16 protein-coding genes and 2 tRNA genes are annotated in these 15,664 nt (G+C 61.4%); 7 read left to right on the forward strand and 11 right to left on the reverse strand.

Annotated features, from left to right (window positions below; translation table 11 throughout):
• Positions 1–30: 30 nt before the first annotated feature.
• From GOW72_RS09835 to GOW72_RS09850, 4 genes are all read left to right on the forward strand, one after another.
• Complete coding sequence (locus GOW72_RS09835) at positions 31–972, forward strand: aldo/keto reductase (protein WP_170366701.1); 942 nt, start codon at positions 31–33, stop codon at positions 970–972.
• The gene (locus tag GOW72_RS09840; RefSeq protein ID WP_170366702.1) at positions 969–2,033 is read left to right on the forward strand and encodes an FAD-dependent oxidoreductase; all 1,065 of its coding nucleotides are present in this window, start codon (positions 969–971) and stop codon (positions 2,031–2,033) included. The genes GOW72_RS09835 and GOW72_RS09840 overlap by 4 nt, the downstream gene beginning before the upstream one ends.
• Positions 2,033–2,686: a DUF938 domain-containing protein gene (locus GOW72_RS09845; protein WP_170366703.1), complete on the forward strand. Its 654-nt coding sequence runs from the start codon at positions 2,033–2,035 to the stop codon at positions 2,684–2,686. Before GOW72_RS09840 ends, GOW72_RS09845 begins: the two co-directional genes overlap by 1 nt.
• 69 nt (positions 2,687–2,755) lie before the next feature.
• Positions 2,756–3,091 carry a carboxymuconolactone decarboxylase family protein gene (locus tag GOW72_RS09850; protein WP_170337780.1) on the forward strand — a complete coding sequence of 112 codons (336 nt, stop codon included), beginning with the start codon at positions 2,756–2,758 and terminating at the stop codon, positions 3,089–3,091.
• A 40-nt stretch (positions 3,092–3,131) separates the two neighbouring features.
• On the opposite strand, the gene GOW72_RS09855 is transcribed toward GOW72_RS09850, so the two are convergent.
• The 4 genes from GOW72_RS09855 to GOW72_RS09870 all read right to left on the reverse strand — a co-directional run bounded on the left by GOW72_RS09855 (position 3,132) and on the right by GOW72_RS09870 (position 10,220).
• Entirely contained in the window at positions 3,132–5,639 is a 2,508-nt protein-coding gene (locus tag GOW72_RS09855) for a GcvT family protein (protein ID WP_170366704.1), read from the reverse strand.
• Between the two features lie 176 nt (positions 5,640–5,815).
• On the reverse strand, positions 5,816–7,213 hold the full coding sequence (locus tag GOW72_RS09860) for an FAD-binding oxidoreductase (protein ID WP_170366705.1): 1,398 nt from the start codon (positions 7,211–7,213) through the stop codon (positions 5,816–5,818).
• Positions 7,214–7,301: 88 nt separating this feature from the next.
• Positions 7,302–9,095, reverse strand: coding sequence for a gamma-glutamyltransferase (gene ggt / locus GOW72_RS09865; protein ID WP_170366706.1), 1,794 nt, complete (start codon positions 9,093–9,095; stop codon positions 7,302–7,304).
• A gap of 138 nt (positions 9,096–9,233) precedes the next feature.
• The gene (locus GOW72_RS09870; RefSeq protein ID WP_170337463.1) at positions 9,234–10,220 is read right to left on the reverse strand and encodes a 2-hydroxyacid dehydrogenase; all 987 of its coding nucleotides are present in this window, start codon (positions 10,218–10,220) and stop codon (positions 9,234–9,236) included.
• A gap of 182 nt (positions 10,221–10,402) precedes the next feature.
• Here GOW72_RS09870 and GOW72_RS09875 point away from each other — a divergent pair, with 182 nt between their 5' ends.
• Positions 10,403–10,876 carry an SH3 domain-containing protein gene (locus tag GOW72_RS09875; protein ID WP_260066315.1) on the forward strand — a complete coding sequence of 158 codons (474 nt, stop codon included), beginning with the start codon at positions 10,403–10,405 and terminating at the stop codon, positions 10,874–10,876.
• Positions 10,877–10,885: 9 nt separating this feature from the next.
• Here the strand turns inward: GOW72_RS09875 and GOW72_RS09880 are convergent, their stop codons facing one another.
• Entirely contained in the window at positions 10,886–11,809 is a 924-nt protein-coding gene (locus GOW72_RS09880; protein ID WP_217358124.1) for a haloalkane dehalogenase, read from the reverse strand.
• Positions 11,810–11,883: 74 nt separating this feature from the next.
• Here GOW72_RS09880 and GOW72_RS09885 point away from each other — a divergent pair, with 74 nt between their 5' ends.
• Both GOW72_RS09885 and GOW72_RS09890 read left to right on the forward strand, forming a co-directional pair.
• Entirely contained in the window at positions 11,884–12,873 is a 990-nt protein-coding gene (locus GOW72_RS09885) for an NADPH:quinone reductase (protein WP_170366707.1), read from the forward strand.
• Between the two features lie 91 nt (positions 12,874–12,964).
• Positions 12,965–13,039, forward strand: a tRNA-Gln gene (locus GOW72_RS09890).
• Between the two features lie 139 nt (positions 13,040–13,178).
• On the opposite strand, the gene GOW72_RS09895 is transcribed toward GOW72_RS09890, so the two are convergent.
• The 6 genes from GOW72_RS09895 to infA all read right to left on the reverse strand — a co-directional run bounded on the left by GOW72_RS09895 (position 13,179) and on the right by infA (position 15,615).
• Entirely contained in the window at positions 13,179–13,391 is a 213-nt protein-coding gene (locus GOW72_RS09895) for a hypothetical protein (RefSeq protein ID WP_170366708.1), read from the reverse strand.
• 63 nt (positions 13,392–13,454) lie between these two features.
• Positions 13,455–13,529, reverse strand: a tRNA-Phe gene (locus GOW72_RS09900).
• A 79-nt stretch (positions 13,530–13,608) separates the two neighbouring features.
• On the reverse strand, positions 13,609–13,791 hold the full coding sequence (locus GOW72_RS09905; RefSeq protein ID WP_170337460.1) for a DNA gyrase inhibitor YacG: 183 nt from the start codon (positions 13,789–13,791) through the stop codon (positions 13,609–13,611).
• Complete coding sequence (locus tag GOW72_RS09910; protein WP_170366709.1) at positions 13,788–14,810, reverse strand: ribonuclease E/G; 1,023 nt, start codon at positions 14,808–14,810, stop codon at positions 13,788–13,790. The genes GOW72_RS09905 and GOW72_RS09910 overlap by 4 nt, the downstream gene beginning before the upstream one ends.
• Positions 14,807–15,385: a Maf family protein gene (locus GOW72_RS09915; protein ID WP_170366710.1), complete on the reverse strand. Its 579-nt coding sequence runs from the start codon at positions 15,383–15,385 to the stop codon at positions 14,807–14,809. The genes GOW72_RS09910 and GOW72_RS09915 overlap by 4 nt, the downstream gene beginning before the upstream one ends.
• 11 nt (positions 15,386–15,396) lie before the next feature.
• Entirely contained in the window at positions 15,397–15,615 is a 219-nt protein-coding gene (infA, locus tag GOW72_RS09920; protein WP_005978431.1) for a translation initiation factor IF-1, read from the reverse strand.
• Positions 15,616–15,664 lie beyond the last annotated feature (49 nt).

The following is a 15,664-nucleotide window of genomic DNA, read 5'->3' on the forward strand; positions in this document are numbered from 1 at the left end:
CCGTTCGCCGGGCTCATTTCAGGCACTCTCATGACACTCAGGCTTTCCAATCCCGACGGCACTGACATTGGCCGTTTCACTTTTGGCACGATGCAGTTCGGGGGCCGCGCCGATGCCGAACAAAGCCGGGCCATGTTCGACGCCTGTCGCGCGGCCGGCATCACGCATTTCGATACAGCTTATGTCTATACCGACGGTGCGTCGGAAACGTTGCTGGGCCAGATGATCGCGTCTCAGCGCGAGCAACTGACGATCGCCACCAAAGCGGGCTACACAGGCGGCGCCGGCGCGGCCAACATCCGTGCGCAGTTCGACATGTCCCGCAAACGTCTGGGTCAGGACATGGTCGACCTGCTGTACCTGCACCGGTTCGATCCGGACACCGATCTTGCCGAAACGATGGAGTGCTTTGCCCAGCTCAAAGACGCGGGCAAGATCCGCTATGTCGGCTTGTCCAACTTTGCAGCCTGGCAAGTGATGAAAGCCGTACGCGTCGCCGCGGATTTCGACCTGAACATCGACGCACTGCAACCGATGTACAATTTGGTCAAGCGACAGGCCGAGGTCGAGATCCTGCCGATGTGTGCGGATCAAGGTATCTCGGTTTTTGCCTACTCGCCGCTGGGTGGCGGATTGCTGACCGGAAAGTACTCCCATGGCGGTGCAGCCGGTCGGCTGTCCGAAGATGACCGATATGCCAGCCGCTATGGAGCTGAATGGATGGCCGAAACAGCTGCCGAGCTGGCCCGTTTGGGACATCAGGCCGGCGTGGATCCGGCGACGCTTGCCGTCGCTTGGGTTGCCGCCAGCCCGTTTGCCCCGTCGCCGATCATATCGGCCAGATCTGCCGAACAGCTGGCACCGTCGCTGGCTGCGCTGACATTCGACCTTCCGGCCCAGCTCTATGCCCGCATCACGGGGCTCAGCCAGACACCGCCACCGGCGACGGACCGGCTGGAGGAGGTCCAGTGATTGATTTTCTGATCATCGGCGGCGGCATTGCCGGTCTCAGCGCCGGCGCGCGTCTGTCCGAGCATGGATCGGTGACCGTACTCGAGGCCGAGGACGCGCTGGGCTATCACGCCTCGGGGCGATCGGCGGCATTGTTCGAAGAAGGTTATGGCCCGCCTTCGGTCGTGGCTCTGAACAAGGCCAGCGCCGAGTTCTTTTTTTCGAACGACTATCTGACCCCGCGCGGGCTGATGCTGCTGGCCAAAAGTGATCAGGCCGACCAGTTCCGCAAAGACCTGAGCGAGCTGGGAATGGCCGAAATTTCGGTCGCCGATGCGTTGGTGCGTGTTCCGGTCCTGAACCCGGAATCCGTTGCATACGCAGCGCTGAGTGAGGGCGCTTACGACATCGACACCGACCGCATGCTGCAGGATTTCGCCCGCACCATTCGCGCCAATGCGGGATCGGTACTGACCCGCCAAAAAGTGACGCGGATCCGCAAGGACGGCAATTGGCTGGTGGAAGCGGCCGAGGTCTTTCAGGCGCGCACCATCGTCAATGCCGCTGGTGCGTGGGCGGACGAGGTCGCAAGGATGGCCGGGATCGCACCGATCGGAATCACGCCGCGCCGCCGTTCCATGGCCCGGCTGCCAGCACCCGGGGGCCATGATGTGAAAAATTGGCCGATGATGCTGGGCGCGGGTGAGACCTGGTACGCCAAACCGGATGCCGGCAAGCTGTTGGTGTCACCGTCCGAGGCCGACCCGGTGGAACCGCATGACGCCTATGCCTACAATATGGTGCTGGCCGAGGGCCTGGCCCGGTACGAAGAAATGGTGACCAGCCCGGTCACCCGTGTCGAGACCAATTGGGCCGGGCTGCGCAGCTTTGCCCCGGATGGCACGCTTGTTCTGGGTCCCGACCCGTCGGATGAAAGTTTTGTCTGGTCTGCCGGTCAGGGAGGGTACGGGTTTCAAACCGCACCGGCCGCGTCGCGTTTGGTTGCTGATCTTGCGCTGGGCCGCGCGCCCGAGTTGGATGCCGCGATGGTCTCCGCGCTATCCGTGACCCGGTTACGCTGATGGGCGGGCGGAAACTGCCTCCGACGGCAAGCGTCGCCTCTCAGGGTGACGGCGCCAAGATGATCGCTCCTGCGGCCAGCCGAAATACGGAAGCCTTGTGCGCGTTGCTGGCCGAGATGCCCATCGCCACTGGAAACGCATTGGAACTGGCCAGCGGTACGGGCCAACACGTCGCCGCATTTGCCCGTATTTTTCCCGACCTCACTTGGCAGCCGAGCGAGATCGATCCCGCCCGCCGGGCCAGCATCGACGCCTATGCGGAGGGCCTGCCAAACATCCTTCCCGCCGTCGAGCTGGACGCAACCCTGCCCGGGTGGCACCAAAACTTTGGCAACCAGACCCTTATCATTCTGATCAACCTGCTGCATCTGATCAGCTGGAAAGAAGCCCGGAATGTTCTGTCCGAGGCCGCATTGGCCCTTGGCCCCGGGGGGCGGTTCGTTCTCTACGGACCGTTCATGCGCCAGGGCAAGCTGATCAGCGACGGCGACCGACGCTTTCATGCCGACCTGACCCGGCGAGACCCCGAGATAGGCTACAAGGACGACAGCCAGATCAGCAACTATCTGGAAAGCACAGGGCTGCGGGTTTTCGGAGTGGTTCCAATGCCTGCGAACAATCTGGCTTTTGTCGCAGAAAAGCCCTCGATCTGATCAAGATCAAAGCCGTTCCGACGCCGCTGATACATATGCAAGATGTAATATGTAAAAGAGGCACAAGACATGACCTGGTCAGACAAGCTTGCTGAAACGCGCAGCGGATTGCGCAACCTGAACGGAGCCATACCAGATACCGCCCGCGCTTTCGGCGCGCTCGGGAAATCGGTCAAGGAAGGCGGAGCACTGGACTTCAAGACCAAGGAGTTCATCGCCTTGGGCATGTCCATCGCAGTACGGTGCGAACCCTGCATTTCGTTGCACACCGAAACACTGGTCAAGGCCGGCGCTTCGCGTGAGGAATTCTCGGACGTTCTGGCCATGGCGATCCAGATGGGTGGCGGTCCGTCGATGATGTACGCAGCCAAGGCGCTGGAGTGCTTCGACGAACTCAGCGCATAGCCAAATAAAGGCCCCGGAGTTGTCCGGGGCCTCTGTCCGATCAACCGTCCTTGCGGATGGTCTCGTTCTTGGGGTCATAGGGGCTGTCGCACGTCACGACCGCATCCCACAGCTGGTCCAGCATTTTGACCTTCAGTTTGGTACCTTCCACGGCCAGATCGGGCTTTACATAACCCATGCCGATGGATTTCTTGAAAGCCACCGAATACCCGCCCGAGGTCAGACGCCCCACGCGCTCACCTTCGGGCGTATACAGCGCCTCGCGGCCCCACGGGTCGGCATCCTCGGGCCCGTCGATCAGCAGGGTACAGCATTTCACCCGTACGCCGGTTTCGATCAGCTTGTCCTTGCCGTGGAACTCCTTGTCCAGATCGACGAAACGCGGCAGGTCGGCCTCGAGCGGGGTGGCATCGCGGCCCAGTTCGGTGCCGAAGGCGCGATAGGATTTCTCCTGCCGCAGCCAGTTCTGGGCGCGGGCGCCGACCAGCTTCATGCCGTGCTTCTCGCCGGCCGTCTCCAGAAGATCGAACAGGTAGTTCTGCATCTCGATCGGGTGATGCAGTTCCCAGCCCAGCTCGCCGGTATAGGCCACGCGGATCGCGTTGACCGGGCACATGCCCAGTTCGATCTGACGTGCCGACAGCCACGGGAAGCGCTTGTTCGACAGGGCGGTTTCCGGCTCGGTGTCCTTGATGACCTCTTTCAGCACGTCGCGCGATTTCGGCCCGGCGATGGCGAAAACGCCCCACTGGGTGGTCACGTCCTGGATCTCGATGTAGCCGAACTCGTCCATCTTGTCCTCGGCCGCCTTGCGCAGGAAGTCGGCGTCATACTCGGTCCAGGCACCGGCCGAGACGAGGTAGTACTCGTTCTCTTTCAGCCGCACGATGGTGTATTCGGTGCGGGTGGTGCCGTGGTCTGTCAGCGCATAGGTCAGGTTGATGCGGCCGACCTTGGGCAGCTTGTTGCAGGTGAACCAGTCCAGAAACTGCGTGGCACCGGGGCCCTTGACGACATGCTTGGTGAAGGCTGACGCGTCGATCAGGCCAACACCGTTGCGGATCGCATTGGCTTCTTCGACGGCATACTGCCACCATCCACCACGGCGGAAACTGCGGCTTTCCTTGTCGAAGTTGTCGGAGGCATCGACCGGGCCAAAATAGTTGGGGCGTTCCCAACCGTTAACCCACCCAAACTGCGCGCCACGGGCTTTCTGACGATCATAAGCCGGAACGGTGCGCAGCGGACGGCAGGCCTCGCGCTCTTCGTCCGGGTGGTGCAGAATGTAGACGTGCTCGTAGCACTCTTCATTCTTGCGCGCGGCGAATTCGGTGGTCATCCAGTTGGACGAATAGCGTTTGGGGTCCAGCGAGGCCATGTCGATCTCGGCTTCGCCATCGACCATCATCTGCGCCAGATAATAGCCGGTGCCGCCGGCGGCGGTGATGCCAAAGCTGAACCCTTCGGCCAGCCACATATTTCGCAGGCCCGGCGCCGGGCCGACCAGCGGGTTGCCATCAGGCGTATAGCAGATGGGACCGTTGAAATCGTCCTTCAGGCCGGACTCGGCACAGGACGGGACACGCTCGGCCATGGCCATGTACTGATCGGCGATCCGGTCCAAATCCAGAGGGAACAGGTCAGCGCGGAAACTGTCGGGCACACCGTATTCGAAGCGTGCCGGGGCACCGTGCTCGTAGATGCCGAGGATCCAGCCGCCGCGCTCCTCACGTGCGTAGGATTCGTTGTCGGCGTCGCGCACGACCGGGTGTTCCGGATTGCCGGCTTCACGCCATTTCACCAGTTCCGGATCCTTGTCCATGACAATGAAGGTATGCTCGACCGGGATCGCGGGCATCTTGATGCCCAGCAGCTTGGCGGTACGCTGGGCATGGTTTCCCGAAGCGGTCACCACGTGCTCGGCGGTGATGACTACCTGCTCGTCGCTGGGGACAAGGTTGCCACCCTTTTCGACCATCTTGGTGCAGGTGACTTCCCAATGGGTTCCGTTCCAATGGAAGGCATCGGCCTGCATCTTGCGCACGATCTCGACACCGCGCTGGCGGGCGCCCTTGGCCATCGCCTGGGTCACGTCGGCCGGATTGATGTAACCGTCCTCGGTATGGTAAAGCGCGCCCTTCAGATCCGAGGTTTCGATCAGCGGCCAGCGCTCCTTGATCTGCTCGGGCGTCAACCATTCATATTTGACGTCGCAGGTCTCGGCAGTCGAGGCATAGAGCATGAACTCATCCATGCGGTCCTGCGTCTGCGCCATGCGCAGGTTTCCAACCACCGCGAACCCCGCGTTCAGGCCGGTTTCCTCTTCCAGCGTCTTGTAGAAATCCACCGAGTATTTGTGGATATGGGTCGTCGCATAGGACATGTTGAACAGCGGAAGCAAACCCGCAGCGTGCCAGGTCGAGCCCGAGGTCAACTCGTCCCTCTCGATCAGCATGACATCATCCCAGCCCGCCTTGGCCAGGTGATAGGCTATCGAGGTCCCAACGGCGCCGCCGCCAACGACCAGTGCTTTGACTTGGGTTTTCATACGCCCGCTCTCCGGATTGAGTCTGTTTGGCAAGGTTTATGCCGAACGAGACCAATCAGCGCCAAGTCCATCCGACGCAAAACGGTGCAAAACCGACCTGCCGTACACGTTGGGACGCGAATCCGCGAACGGGCACGCACCAACAGCCGATGGTTGCGTGCGCTTTCCCGGCCTGGTCAGACGATCTTGCCGGGGTTCATGATGTTGTCAGGATCCAGCGCGGCCTTGATCGCCGCCATGTACCGGGTCGCATCCCCAAGTTCCCGTACCAGATACGGTTTCTTGCCCTGCCCGATTCCATGCTCACCCGTGCAGGTCCCGTCCATCGAGATCGCCAGATCATTGAGCCATCCGACAAACTGACTGGCCCGCGCCACTTCGTCGGCATTGTCCATGTCGATCAGCACCAGCGTGTGGAAGTTTCCGTCACCGACATGACCGACGACCGGGGCCAGCAGGTCCAACTCGGCTGCCTTGTCCTGAGCCTCGGTGACGCATTCGGCCAAGCGCGAGATCGGGACGCAGACATCCGTCGAGATTCCACGCGCTCCGGGCCGAAGCTGGAGGGACGCCCAATACATGTCGTGCCGCGCCTGCCAGAGCTTGGACCTTTCTTCGGTGCTGGCCGTAGCAACAAAGCCGGTGCCGCCAAAATCCTCGGCGATTTCGCCAAAGGTTTCGGCCTGCTCCGCTGCGCCGGCCTCCGAGCCATGAAACTCGAGCAGAAGCAACGGCGTTTCCGGCAGCTTCAGCCCGGAATACGCGTTGGCCGCCTTGACCGACATCGCGTCCAGCAGTTCGATCCGGGCAACCGGAACGCCAAATTGAATGGTCGTCATCACGGCCTGACAGGCCGCATCAACCGTCGGGAAAGAACACCGGGCGGAGGTAATCGCCTCGGGGATGCCGTGAAGTTTCAAAGTCAGTTCGGTAATGATGCCCAGCGTGCCCTCGGCACCGATAAGCAAGCGGGTTAGGTCGTAGCCGGCCGAGGATTTTTTGGCCCGGTGACCGGTACGGATGATTTTGCCATCGGGCATAACCGCCTCGAGGCTCAGGACATTGTCCTTCATCGTTCCATAGCGAACCGCATTGGTACCCGACGCTCGGGTCGCCGCCATCCCGCCCAATGAGGCATTGGCTCCGGGATCAATCGGAAAGAACAGCCCCTTGTCGCGCAGATGGGTGTTTAAGTCCTCGCGGGTGACCCCGGGCTGCACGACGCAATCCAGATCACCTTCGTTCACGGCCAAAACCCGGTTCATCTGGCCAAGATCGATGCAAACCCCGCCGGCGGGCGCGTTCACGTGACCTTCCAGCGACGTCCCGGTGCCGAAAGGAATGACGGGAACCTTGTGCGCCGCACAGGTCTTGACGATGTCCGAGACCTCCTCGGTCGAATTGGGAAAGACCACCGCATCCGGGCTTTGGTTTTCGATCCAGGTCGTGGTGTGCCCGTGCTGCTCGCGGACCGAGGCGCCGGTCTGCAACCGGTCCCCGAACCGCTGTTTCAGAATGCTGATGGCGGTGTCGATCCCCGCCGCATTGCGGAACAATGCTGTCGCTTCAACCATGGCAACCCTCCCTTGGTGCAGTGGCGCAGGCCCAGACTATGACTAGAAGGCCCACGCCACAGGAGCAATACCCATCGCTGCGACGTGATCACTCGCCCAATGCGATGCCCTCTCGACGTGGATCAGCTCCGCCGTGCAGACCGTCGCGGATTTCGATGGCATGAAGGCCCGAGGTCAGATCCCGCGCGTTCACTTCAAAGCCCAGCTCGCCCAACATGTCCGCAAAAACTTCGGCGCTTGTGCCGACCTCGACATCATAGGTCCCGAAACGGTTCACCAGATGCGGAAGGGCGACCGCCTGCTGGACGTCCATACCCCAATCCGCCCAGGCAATGATGGATTTTGCGACGTAACCGATGATCCGGCTGCCACCCGGAGACCCGATCGCCAGAACCGGAGACCCGTCCTGCATGACAATCGTCGGACTCATCGAGGAACGGGGGCGTTTGCCCGGTTCGATCCGGTTGGCAATCGGAACCCCGTCCCTGTGGGTCCGGAAGGAAAAGTCGGTCAGTTCGTTGTTCAGCAGAAAGCCGTTGGTCATCAGACGCGAACCAAAACCGTTCTCGATTGTCGTGGTCATTGAAAGCACGTTTCCATAGACGTCTACGATCGAAATATGGGACGTCGACGGCAGCTCGATCGACGCATCGTCGGCCCAGTTCAGCGCGTGGTCAAACTCAGGATTTCCCGGCGCAACCTCGGTCAACGCCCCAGCGTCATCCAGCAACGCGGCACGATCGGCCAGATAGGCCGGATCGACCAGGCCCTGCGTCGGCATCGGAATGAAATCACTGTCGGCCATGTAGCGACCGCGATCCGCGAAGGCCAGGCGCGAGGCATCGCCGATCAGCCGCCACGCTTCGGCGCTTTCGGGACCCATCTCCGCCAAATCGTAATTGTCGAGAATGCCAAGGATCTGCCCAACCGTCAGCGCGCCCGAGGACGGCGGACCCATCCCGCAGACCTCATAGCTGCGATAGGTGGCACAGATCGGCTCGCGCTCAATCACCTGATACAACGCCAGATCAACTCCGGACAAAACCCCCGGGTTACCCGGAGCGTTTCGCACAGTCCGCACGATGTCAGCCGCGATCTCTCCTCCATAAAAGCCCGCAGCCCCTTCGGACGCCAGAACCCGCAGGGTTTCGGCATAGTCTGGGTTGGTGAGGCGCTGACCCTGGGCCAGCGGCTCGCCGCCCGGCAGGAAGTAGTTGGCCGTGTCCGGGAAGCGTGCCAGACGTTCAGCGTCGGCCTGAATCAAGCCCGCCAGCCGGGGTGAAACGACAAACCCCTCGTCGGCCAATCGGATACCATCTTCGAACAGACCGGGCCAGGGGCTACGCCCCCAGCGCCGATGGGCTTCCTCCAACAATGCAGGCGTGCCGGGTGTCCCGACCGAAAGCCCGCCAACAACCGCGTCGAAGAATTTGAGCGGCTCGCCGTTTTCGTCTTGAAACAGGGTCGGGCTTGCCTCTCTCGGCGCGGTTTCTCGCCCATCCAAGGTGGTCAGGCGTCCGCTGGCCGCGTCGTACCAGACCAGAAAGGCACCCCCGCCCAGTCCCGAGGACTGCGGTTCGACCAGGCCCAAGACAACCTGAACGGCGACCATTGCATCCGCTGCCGTTCCGCCGGCAGCCAGAACCTTGGCACCCGCCTCGACGGCCAGCGGGTTGGCCGCCGCAACCATCCAGGTTTCAGCTTTGACGGGCACACCGTCGGCCTTGGCCTTCAGCGCGGCGATCACCTCGTCGGTCAAGGCCTGAACCTGGCCGTCGGATGCACCCTCGGGCGCGACCTCATCGGCGGTTTGCTGGGCAAACACTGGGCTCGCCAGGGTCAGCGCGCAGGCCACAACAGTAGGGAACCAATTGGAGCACATAATAAACCTCCTTATCCAAATACTGATTCTGACAGTGCACGGCACCGTACTGCCCCGCAACCATGTGCGGGGACGACCGCCAAAGACGGCAAAGCTCTGCCTTGCAAACAGCAGGAGCCCGTATGCCTTGGCGTGTTCTTACAGCATCGCGGGAACGACCTGATCAGGCGGCCGGTGCCCGTCTTCAAACGTCTTGATATTGATGATGACCTTTTCGCCCATCTCGATGCGACCCTCGAGCGTCGCCGACCCCATATGCGGCAGCAGCACGACATTCGGCAGCTGCCGAAGTCGAGGATTCACGTCGGTGCCGTGCTCGTAGACGTCCAGCCCGGCCCCGGCGATCTCGCCCGCCCGGATCATCCGGGTCAACGCGTTTTCGTCCAACACCTCGCCCCGCGACGTGTTCACGATGACCGCCGTCGGCTTCATCAGCTTTAGACGTCGCGCGTTCATCAGATGAAATGACGACGGCGTTGATGGGCAGTTGATCGAGATCACGTCCATACGCGCCACCATCTGATCGAGGCTTTCCCAATAGGTCGCCTCAAGATCCTGTTCTATTTCGGGACGCAACCGGCGGCGGTTGTGGTAGTGGACCTGCATTCCGAAGGCCCGGGCGCGGCGCGCGACGGCCTGTCCGATCCGCCCCATACCCAGAATGCCCAGACGCCGGCCTCCTATCCGCCCGCCAAGGAATGCCGTCGGCGCCCAGCCGGTCCAGTCCCCCTTTTGCATAACCGACAGACCCTCGGGAATCCGACGGGTTACGGCAAGGATCAGCGCCATCGTCATGTCGGCGGTATCGTCGGTCAGAACACCCGGCGTGTTCGAGACCAGGATGCCGCGCTGACGGGCCGTCGCGACATCGATATGGTCGACACCGGCGCCATAATTCGCAATCAGCCTCAGCCGCTCTCCGGCTTGGCCCAAAACACCCGCGTCGATCGTGTCCGTGATCGTCGGAACCAGCACATCGGCCTGTTTGACCGCCTCGACCAACTCGTCGCGCGTCATCGGTGTGTCGGTGTCCCGCAAACGGACGTCGAACAACTCGCTCAGACGTGTCTCGACCACTTCGGGCAACCGTCGCGTTACAACAACACTCAGACGTTCTCTTGGCACTTCAGCCCTCCTACCGCTTTGCATTCCGATGCGCGTCATGGCATCGTGGCGCAGGATCAGTCGGGGCACAAGAACCCCATGGGCATCGCTCCAACCTTTTTTGAAACACGGCAGACAGGCAAATCAGCGGGCAGGCAGTGAGTGCTTTCTTGAGGGCGAAACGCCCAGTTCTGGCATTTCTAATCACGCTTCTGTTCCTGACAGGCGCAATCGCGCACGCGCAGGAAAAACGCGGGCAGGTGACGAACCTGCCTTTGCCGCGCTACGTGTCGATGAAGGCGGCCGAGGCGAACGTACGCCGCGGTCCTTCGCTGACTCATCGTGTTGACTGGGTGTTCAAGCGACGCGGCATGCCACTTCAGGTGACGGCCGAATACGGCAACTGGCGCAAGGTTCAGGATCGCGACGGGGCCGGCGGATGGGTCCACTACGCTCTGTTGTCAGGTGTCCGCACGGTTCTGATTGAATCGGACATGCTGCCGGTCTACGCCAGCCCCGATCCCAAATCCCCGGTCAACGCTCATTTCGAAACAGGCGTCGTGGCCCGCTTGGGTACCTGCACGGTGGATTGGTGCCGCATTTCGGCCGGTGGCTATCGCGGCTGGACCCTCAAAAGCAATCTTTGGGGCGTGGAGCCCGACGAAATCCGGGAATGAGACCCCTGCTCAAGCCGTCTCGCGGATGAAGGCCAGAACCGTTTCCGCAAGTTCCTGGGGCACGTCCTCCTGAAGGAAGTGACCGGCTTTCGGCAGCACAACATGGTTCTGTCCCGCTGCACCAGGACAAAGTTTCTGAAAAACCCCATCCACCCCGGCCATGATCCTGTCCTCAGCACCAAAAACCGTCAGGACAGGGGTTTGCAGATCGCGGATAACGTTCCAAGCCTGTCGGTTCGGTTCCGACTCGGGGTCGTCGGGGCGGTCAGGCACCAGCATCGGAAACTGTCGCGCCCCCGCCTTGTAACGATCGTCAGGGAACGGCGCGTCATAGGCGGCGACCTCGGCCTCGGACAGCTTTGAAACCGTTCCGCCATAGACGATGCGACCGGCGCGGAAATCCGGCACCTCCTGGCTGAACTGTCGCCAGGCGGCAAACGCCTCGCCCAAGGGCTGGTCCCCGGTTGGTAAGGCCGTGTTGGCGACAACGACCCGGGCGAACCTGTCTGGCATCTCGGCCCACAGGCGCAACCCGATCAATCCGCCCCAGTCCTGACAGACCAGGGTGATGTCCCGCAGATCGAGTTGACGCAGGACCTCACCCATCCAGAAGACATGCCGCGCATAGGTATAGTCGTCGCGGTCGACGGGTTTGTCGGATCTGCCGAAACCCACAAGGTCCGGAGCGATGACCCGGTGACCCGCGGCGGCGACTGGCGGGATCATGTGACGGTACAGATAAGCCCAACTTGGCTCGCCGTGCATCATCAGTACTGGAGCTTCCGCGCGCGGCCCCTCATCCAGATAATGGACCCGCAACGCGCCGCCTTCAGTATCATCCACCTCAAGGTAGTTGGGTGCGAAATCATAGTCGGGCAGATTTTGGAACCGTTCGTCCGGTGTGCGCAACGCCTTCATCGTCTGATCTCCCATGGTTTTTTGACAGGCTAGCATTCCTGGACGGCGACGATAGGGTGAACGTCACGACGCGACAAACCGGAGCTGCCATGAAAGCCGTCACCTACCAGACATTTGGACCCGCCGCCGATGTTCTGTCCATTCAAGAACTACCGGATACACCCCCGGGCCCGGGCGAAGTGACCGTTGCGCTGGCTTATTCCGGAGTGAACCCTTCGGACGTGAAGGCACGTGCGGGGGCACGGCCCGGGATCACCAAGCCGCCTTTCCCGGTAATCGTGCCGCACAGCGACGGTTCAGGTGTCATCTCTGCTGTCGGACCAGGGGTTCCGGACTCGCGGGTAGGTCAAAGGGTCTGGATCTGGAACGGCCAGTGGGGCCGTGCTTTCGGGACGGCCGCAACCCAAATCACCCTGCCCTCGGAACAGGCGGTTCACCTGCCCGACACGGTCGCGCTGGAAACCGGTGCCGTTCTTGGCATTCCCGGCCTGACCGCCAGCCACACCGTGTTTTCCGGAGGCCCGGTATCGGGTAAAACCCTGCTGGTTCACGGCGGTGCAGGGACGGTCGGATTTCTTGCCGTCCAATTGGCCAAATGGGGCGGAGCAAAGGTGCTGGCCACAGCCAGTCCACGCAACTTCGAACGTGTGACAAAGGCCGGAGCTGATGCGGTGCTGGATTACACGGCGACCGATTTGCCCGCACAGATCCTGGACGCCAATCAAGGGCTTCCGGTCGATCGCATCGTCGATGTGGAGTTTGGCCAAAACGTCGAAACCAACGTTGCAGTTATCGCCGAAAGCGGCAGAATCAATGCGTATGGCTCGGCGCAGAATATGACGCCGACGCTTCCGTTCTACCCGCTCATGTTCAAATCGGTGACGTTGGAAATGGTTTTGGTGTATTTGCTGCCGGCCGATCTGCGCGACGAGGCCATCGCGAACCTCCACCACGCGCTGACCGACGGCGCGCTGAACTGCCCGATCCAAAAGGTCTATTCGATGGAAGACTGCGCCGTTGCACACCGCGCCGTCGAGGCCGGAAACCGAACCGGAGCGGTGCTGTTGGAGACCAAATAGATCGCCCGCAAAAAAATTTTCACGGGTTTCGATTTTTTGCGGGAAAGCACTTGAACACCGTCACCAACAATCGTAGATAGCCGCTCACCGTTGGGGTGTAGCCAAGTGGTAAGGCAGCGGTTTTTGGTACCGTGTATCGTAGGTTCGAATCCTACCACCCCAGCCACTAAATCTTTGAAATTGCAGATATACTGATATGGCTTCTGAGAGCTTTACAGCGTCAGCGGTAGCTTGATCAGTGCATGACATCGAAGACCCAAGCTCGGCAGCAGTTCCCATCCTCAGGAGATGCTTGCCCGGTAGGTCTACGTTTTGGATGCGTAGGTGGTACCAGTGTTCATCGAGTTGCTGAGCAGCTCTTTGCGCTCGGTACTTTGCGACCGCCGCTGATCTTGTCCGTAGCCAGAACGAATTTTTTCGGTGGTATTGTGGTGATCGAGGTCTTTCGGGACCCGTCGTGTGAAGTAAAAGACCCCAGCTTTCACAAATGAGAAGGGAACGGTTTTGTTCTCCAGCATGTACTACGCCCTTGATCAGCTCCAGTTAAAGCTGAAGGGAAACAGTAGCTTACCTGTTGGGAATGGTGCCCGGGGGCGGAATCGAACCACCGACACGAGGATTTTCAATCCACTGCTCTACCCCTGAGCTACCCGGGCACGGGAACGGCGTTTGCCGTTGGGTGCAGGCCTTCTATGACTTGCCAAACGCGGTGTCCAGAGGCTTTTTCAGATTTTTTCAGTGCGGGCGATCCTTGATTTCGACAGCATCCTGAATCTCATCGTCAAGGTCATCCTCGCGCTGCGACGGAACCGCATAGGAGCCGTTCAGCCACTTGGCCAGATCGATATCGGCGCAGCGTTTCGAGCAAAACGGACGAAACTGTTTGACCGTATCTTCTCCGCAGATCGGGCAGCTCATCTCAGGACCTCCGACAATGGGATACGGCCGCGTTTTCGCTGCAATTCGAAATGCCCCAGCGGCGTCCAGCCGGCGAGGATCGTTTCTTCGCTGTCAGCCCTGAAGGCAGCGCGGAGTGCGGATTCGAATCCGCGCCGGTCTTTTTTGGGCATCGGCGCAAGGTCGAGCGTGATCTGCCCGCCCAGCCCGCGCACGCGCAGGGCGCGCGGCAGTTCCTTGGCGCAGGCGAAATTGGCCTTTGTCCCCGCAGCCAGCGAGCCATCCGAACCGGTGTTCACATCCACGGCCACCAACGCCCGAGTGGGTTCGATATACATATGCGCCCCTCCCGCCAAAGGATGGGATGCACCACGTGCAACGTCCAGCGCCTCGAGCACACCATGGTCCGCAAACCCGCCCGCCTGGGTCGAGACCTCGGCCGGCTCCACCCATTCGCGCCAGGCGAGGACATGCGGTCCGTCGCCCTCGGACAGCGTTTCCGGCGCGTTTCCGGTGTCGTTCACGACCTGCTCGGCCAGCGCTCGCATGGCGGCGATGTCTTCGGCGATCTCATCGGCATCCGCGCCCTGGCAACCGGAGCGCAGGATCAGACCGAAGGGGCTGCCGTCCATCTGCTCATGCGCGATCACCAGTAGCCGGTCGCGCTCCTCATCATCGCGGATCGAGCGGGAGATGTTCAGCCCGGGCGCGTCCGGCGTGACGATGGCATAGCGGCTTTTGAACAGGATGCGGTTCGTCACCGGCAGGGCTTTGCCCGGTTCGGCATAGCCCGTGACCTGCACCAACAGCATCTCACCCGGCGCCAGTCCCTTGACCTGCCGAAGGAAAGCCGGACCATCCGGCGTTGTCAGGAACATCCCGCCCTGCCCTTTGATCGCCCGCTCGGCCCGGGCACGGTAGATCGTACCAGGGGCAGGCGCATCGGCGGCGATCAGGAAATCATCCAGTTTGCCATCCACCATCAGGGCTGCGGCTTCGCGGCCTTGAATGTGATCCAGAATGATCGTTCGACCTTTCATAGTGCCTCGCGATACAAGGGGTAACCGATGCCTTGCAACAGTCCTGCGGTTTCGGACAAAGGCAGCCCGACGATACCGGTGAACGAGCCCGAGATCCACGGAATGAAGGCACCCGCGGGCCCTTGGATGGCATAGGCACCGGCTTTGCCCTGCCAATCGCCGGTGGCGAGATAGGCGTTGATTTCCACGTCCGAAAGACGCTTGACCTTGACCTGGCTGACCACATCACGCTGCAGCACCCGATCGCCGCGACGCACCGCGACCGAGGTGATCACACGGTGGCGACGGCCCGACAGGGCGTGCAGAAATTCGGCTGCCTCCCCCGCATCCTCGGGCTTGCCCAATATGCGTCGACCCAGCGCAACCGTCGTGTCGGCGCACAGGACGATATCGTCCGGGGCCGCCTTCACGGCATGCACCTTCTCGCGCGCAATGCGCGCACAATACGGCAGCGGAAGCTCGCCCCTTTGGGGGTCTTCGTCGATGTCGGGGGCCGAAATGGCGTCGGGCTGCACGCCAAGCTGAGCCAGCAGGTCCAGCCGTCTGGGGCTGCCCGATCCTAGAATGAACGCCATTGCGGCAGGCGTTACTTGAAGCGGTAGTTGATCCGACCCTTGGTCAGATCATAGGGGGTCATCTCGACCTGAACCTTGTCGCCGGCCAGAACACGGATGCGGTTTTTGCGCATCTTGCCTGCCGTATGTGCGATGATCTCATGGCCGTTTTCCAGCTCGACCCGAAACGTCGCATTAGGCAGGAGTTCCTTCACGACACCGGGAAATTCGAGCGTATCTTCCTTGGCCATGTTGTCTCCATCTTTGCGTTGCCCTGCAGAATCCGCAGGTGGCGCTTAA

This window comes from Ruegeria arenilitoris (assembly GCF_013032855.1).
Taxonomy (GTDB): domain Bacteria; phylum Pseudomonadota; class Alphaproteobacteria; order Rhodobacterales; family Rhodobacteraceae; genus Ruegeria; species Ruegeria arenilitoris.

What these genes read in the sequence shown, in the direction of transcription:
- GOW72_RS09835 (WP_170366701.1), top strand. Translation starts at nt 31, where the DNA reads ATGACACTCAGGCTTTCCAATCCCGACGGCACTGACATTGGCCGTTTC.
- GOW72_RS09845 (WP_170366703.1), top strand. Translation starts at nt 2,033, where the DNA reads ATGGGCGGGCGGAAACTGCCTCCGACGGCAAGCGTCGCCTCTCAGGGT.
- GOW72_RS09850 (WP_170337780.1), top strand. Translation starts at nt 2,756, where the DNA reads ATGACCTGGTCAGACAAGCTTGCTGAAACGCGCAGCGGATTGCGCAAC.
- GOW72_RS09855 (WP_170366704.1), bottom strand. Translation starts at nt 5,639, where the DNA reads ATGAAAACCCAAGTCAAAGCACTGGTCGTTGGCGGCGGCGCCGTTGGG.
- GOW72_RS09860 (WP_170366705.1), bottom strand. Translation starts at nt 7,213, where the DNA reads ATGGTTGAAGCGACAGCATTGTTCCGCAATGCGGCGGGGATCGACACC.
- ggt (WP_170366706.1), bottom strand. Translation starts at nt 9,095, where the DNA reads ATGTGCTCCAATTGGTTCCCTACTGTTGTGGCCTGCGCGCTGACCCTG.
- GOW72_RS09880 (WP_217358124.1), bottom strand. Translation starts at nt 11,809, where the DNA reads ATGGGAGATCAGACGATGAAGGCGTTGCGCACACCGGACGAACGGTTC.
- GOW72_RS09885 (WP_170366707.1), top strand. Translation starts at nt 11,884, where the DNA reads ATGAAAGCCGTCACCTACCAGACATTTGGACCCGCCGCCGATGTTCTG.
- GOW72_RS09895 (WP_170366708.1), bottom strand. Translation starts at nt 13,391, where the DNA reads ATGCTGGAGAACAAAACCGTTCCCTTCTCATTTGTGAAAGCTGGGGTC.
- GOW72_RS09905 (WP_170337460.1), bottom strand. Translation starts at nt 13,791, where the DNA reads ATGAGCTGCCCGATCTGCGGAGAAGATACGGTCAAACAGTTTCGTCCG.
- GOW72_RS09910 (WP_170366709.1), bottom strand. Translation starts at nt 14,810, where the DNA reads ATGAAAGGTCGAACGATCATTCTGGATCACATTCAAGGCCGCGAAGCC.
- GOW72_RS09915 (WP_170366710.1), bottom strand. Translation starts at nt 15,385, where the DNA reads ATGGCGTTCATTCTAGGATCGGGCAGCCCCAGACGGCTGGACCTGCTG.
- infA (WP_005978431.1), bottom strand. Translation starts at nt 15,615, where the DNA reads ATGGCCAAGGAAGATACGCTCGAATTTCCCGGTGTCGTGAAGGAACTC.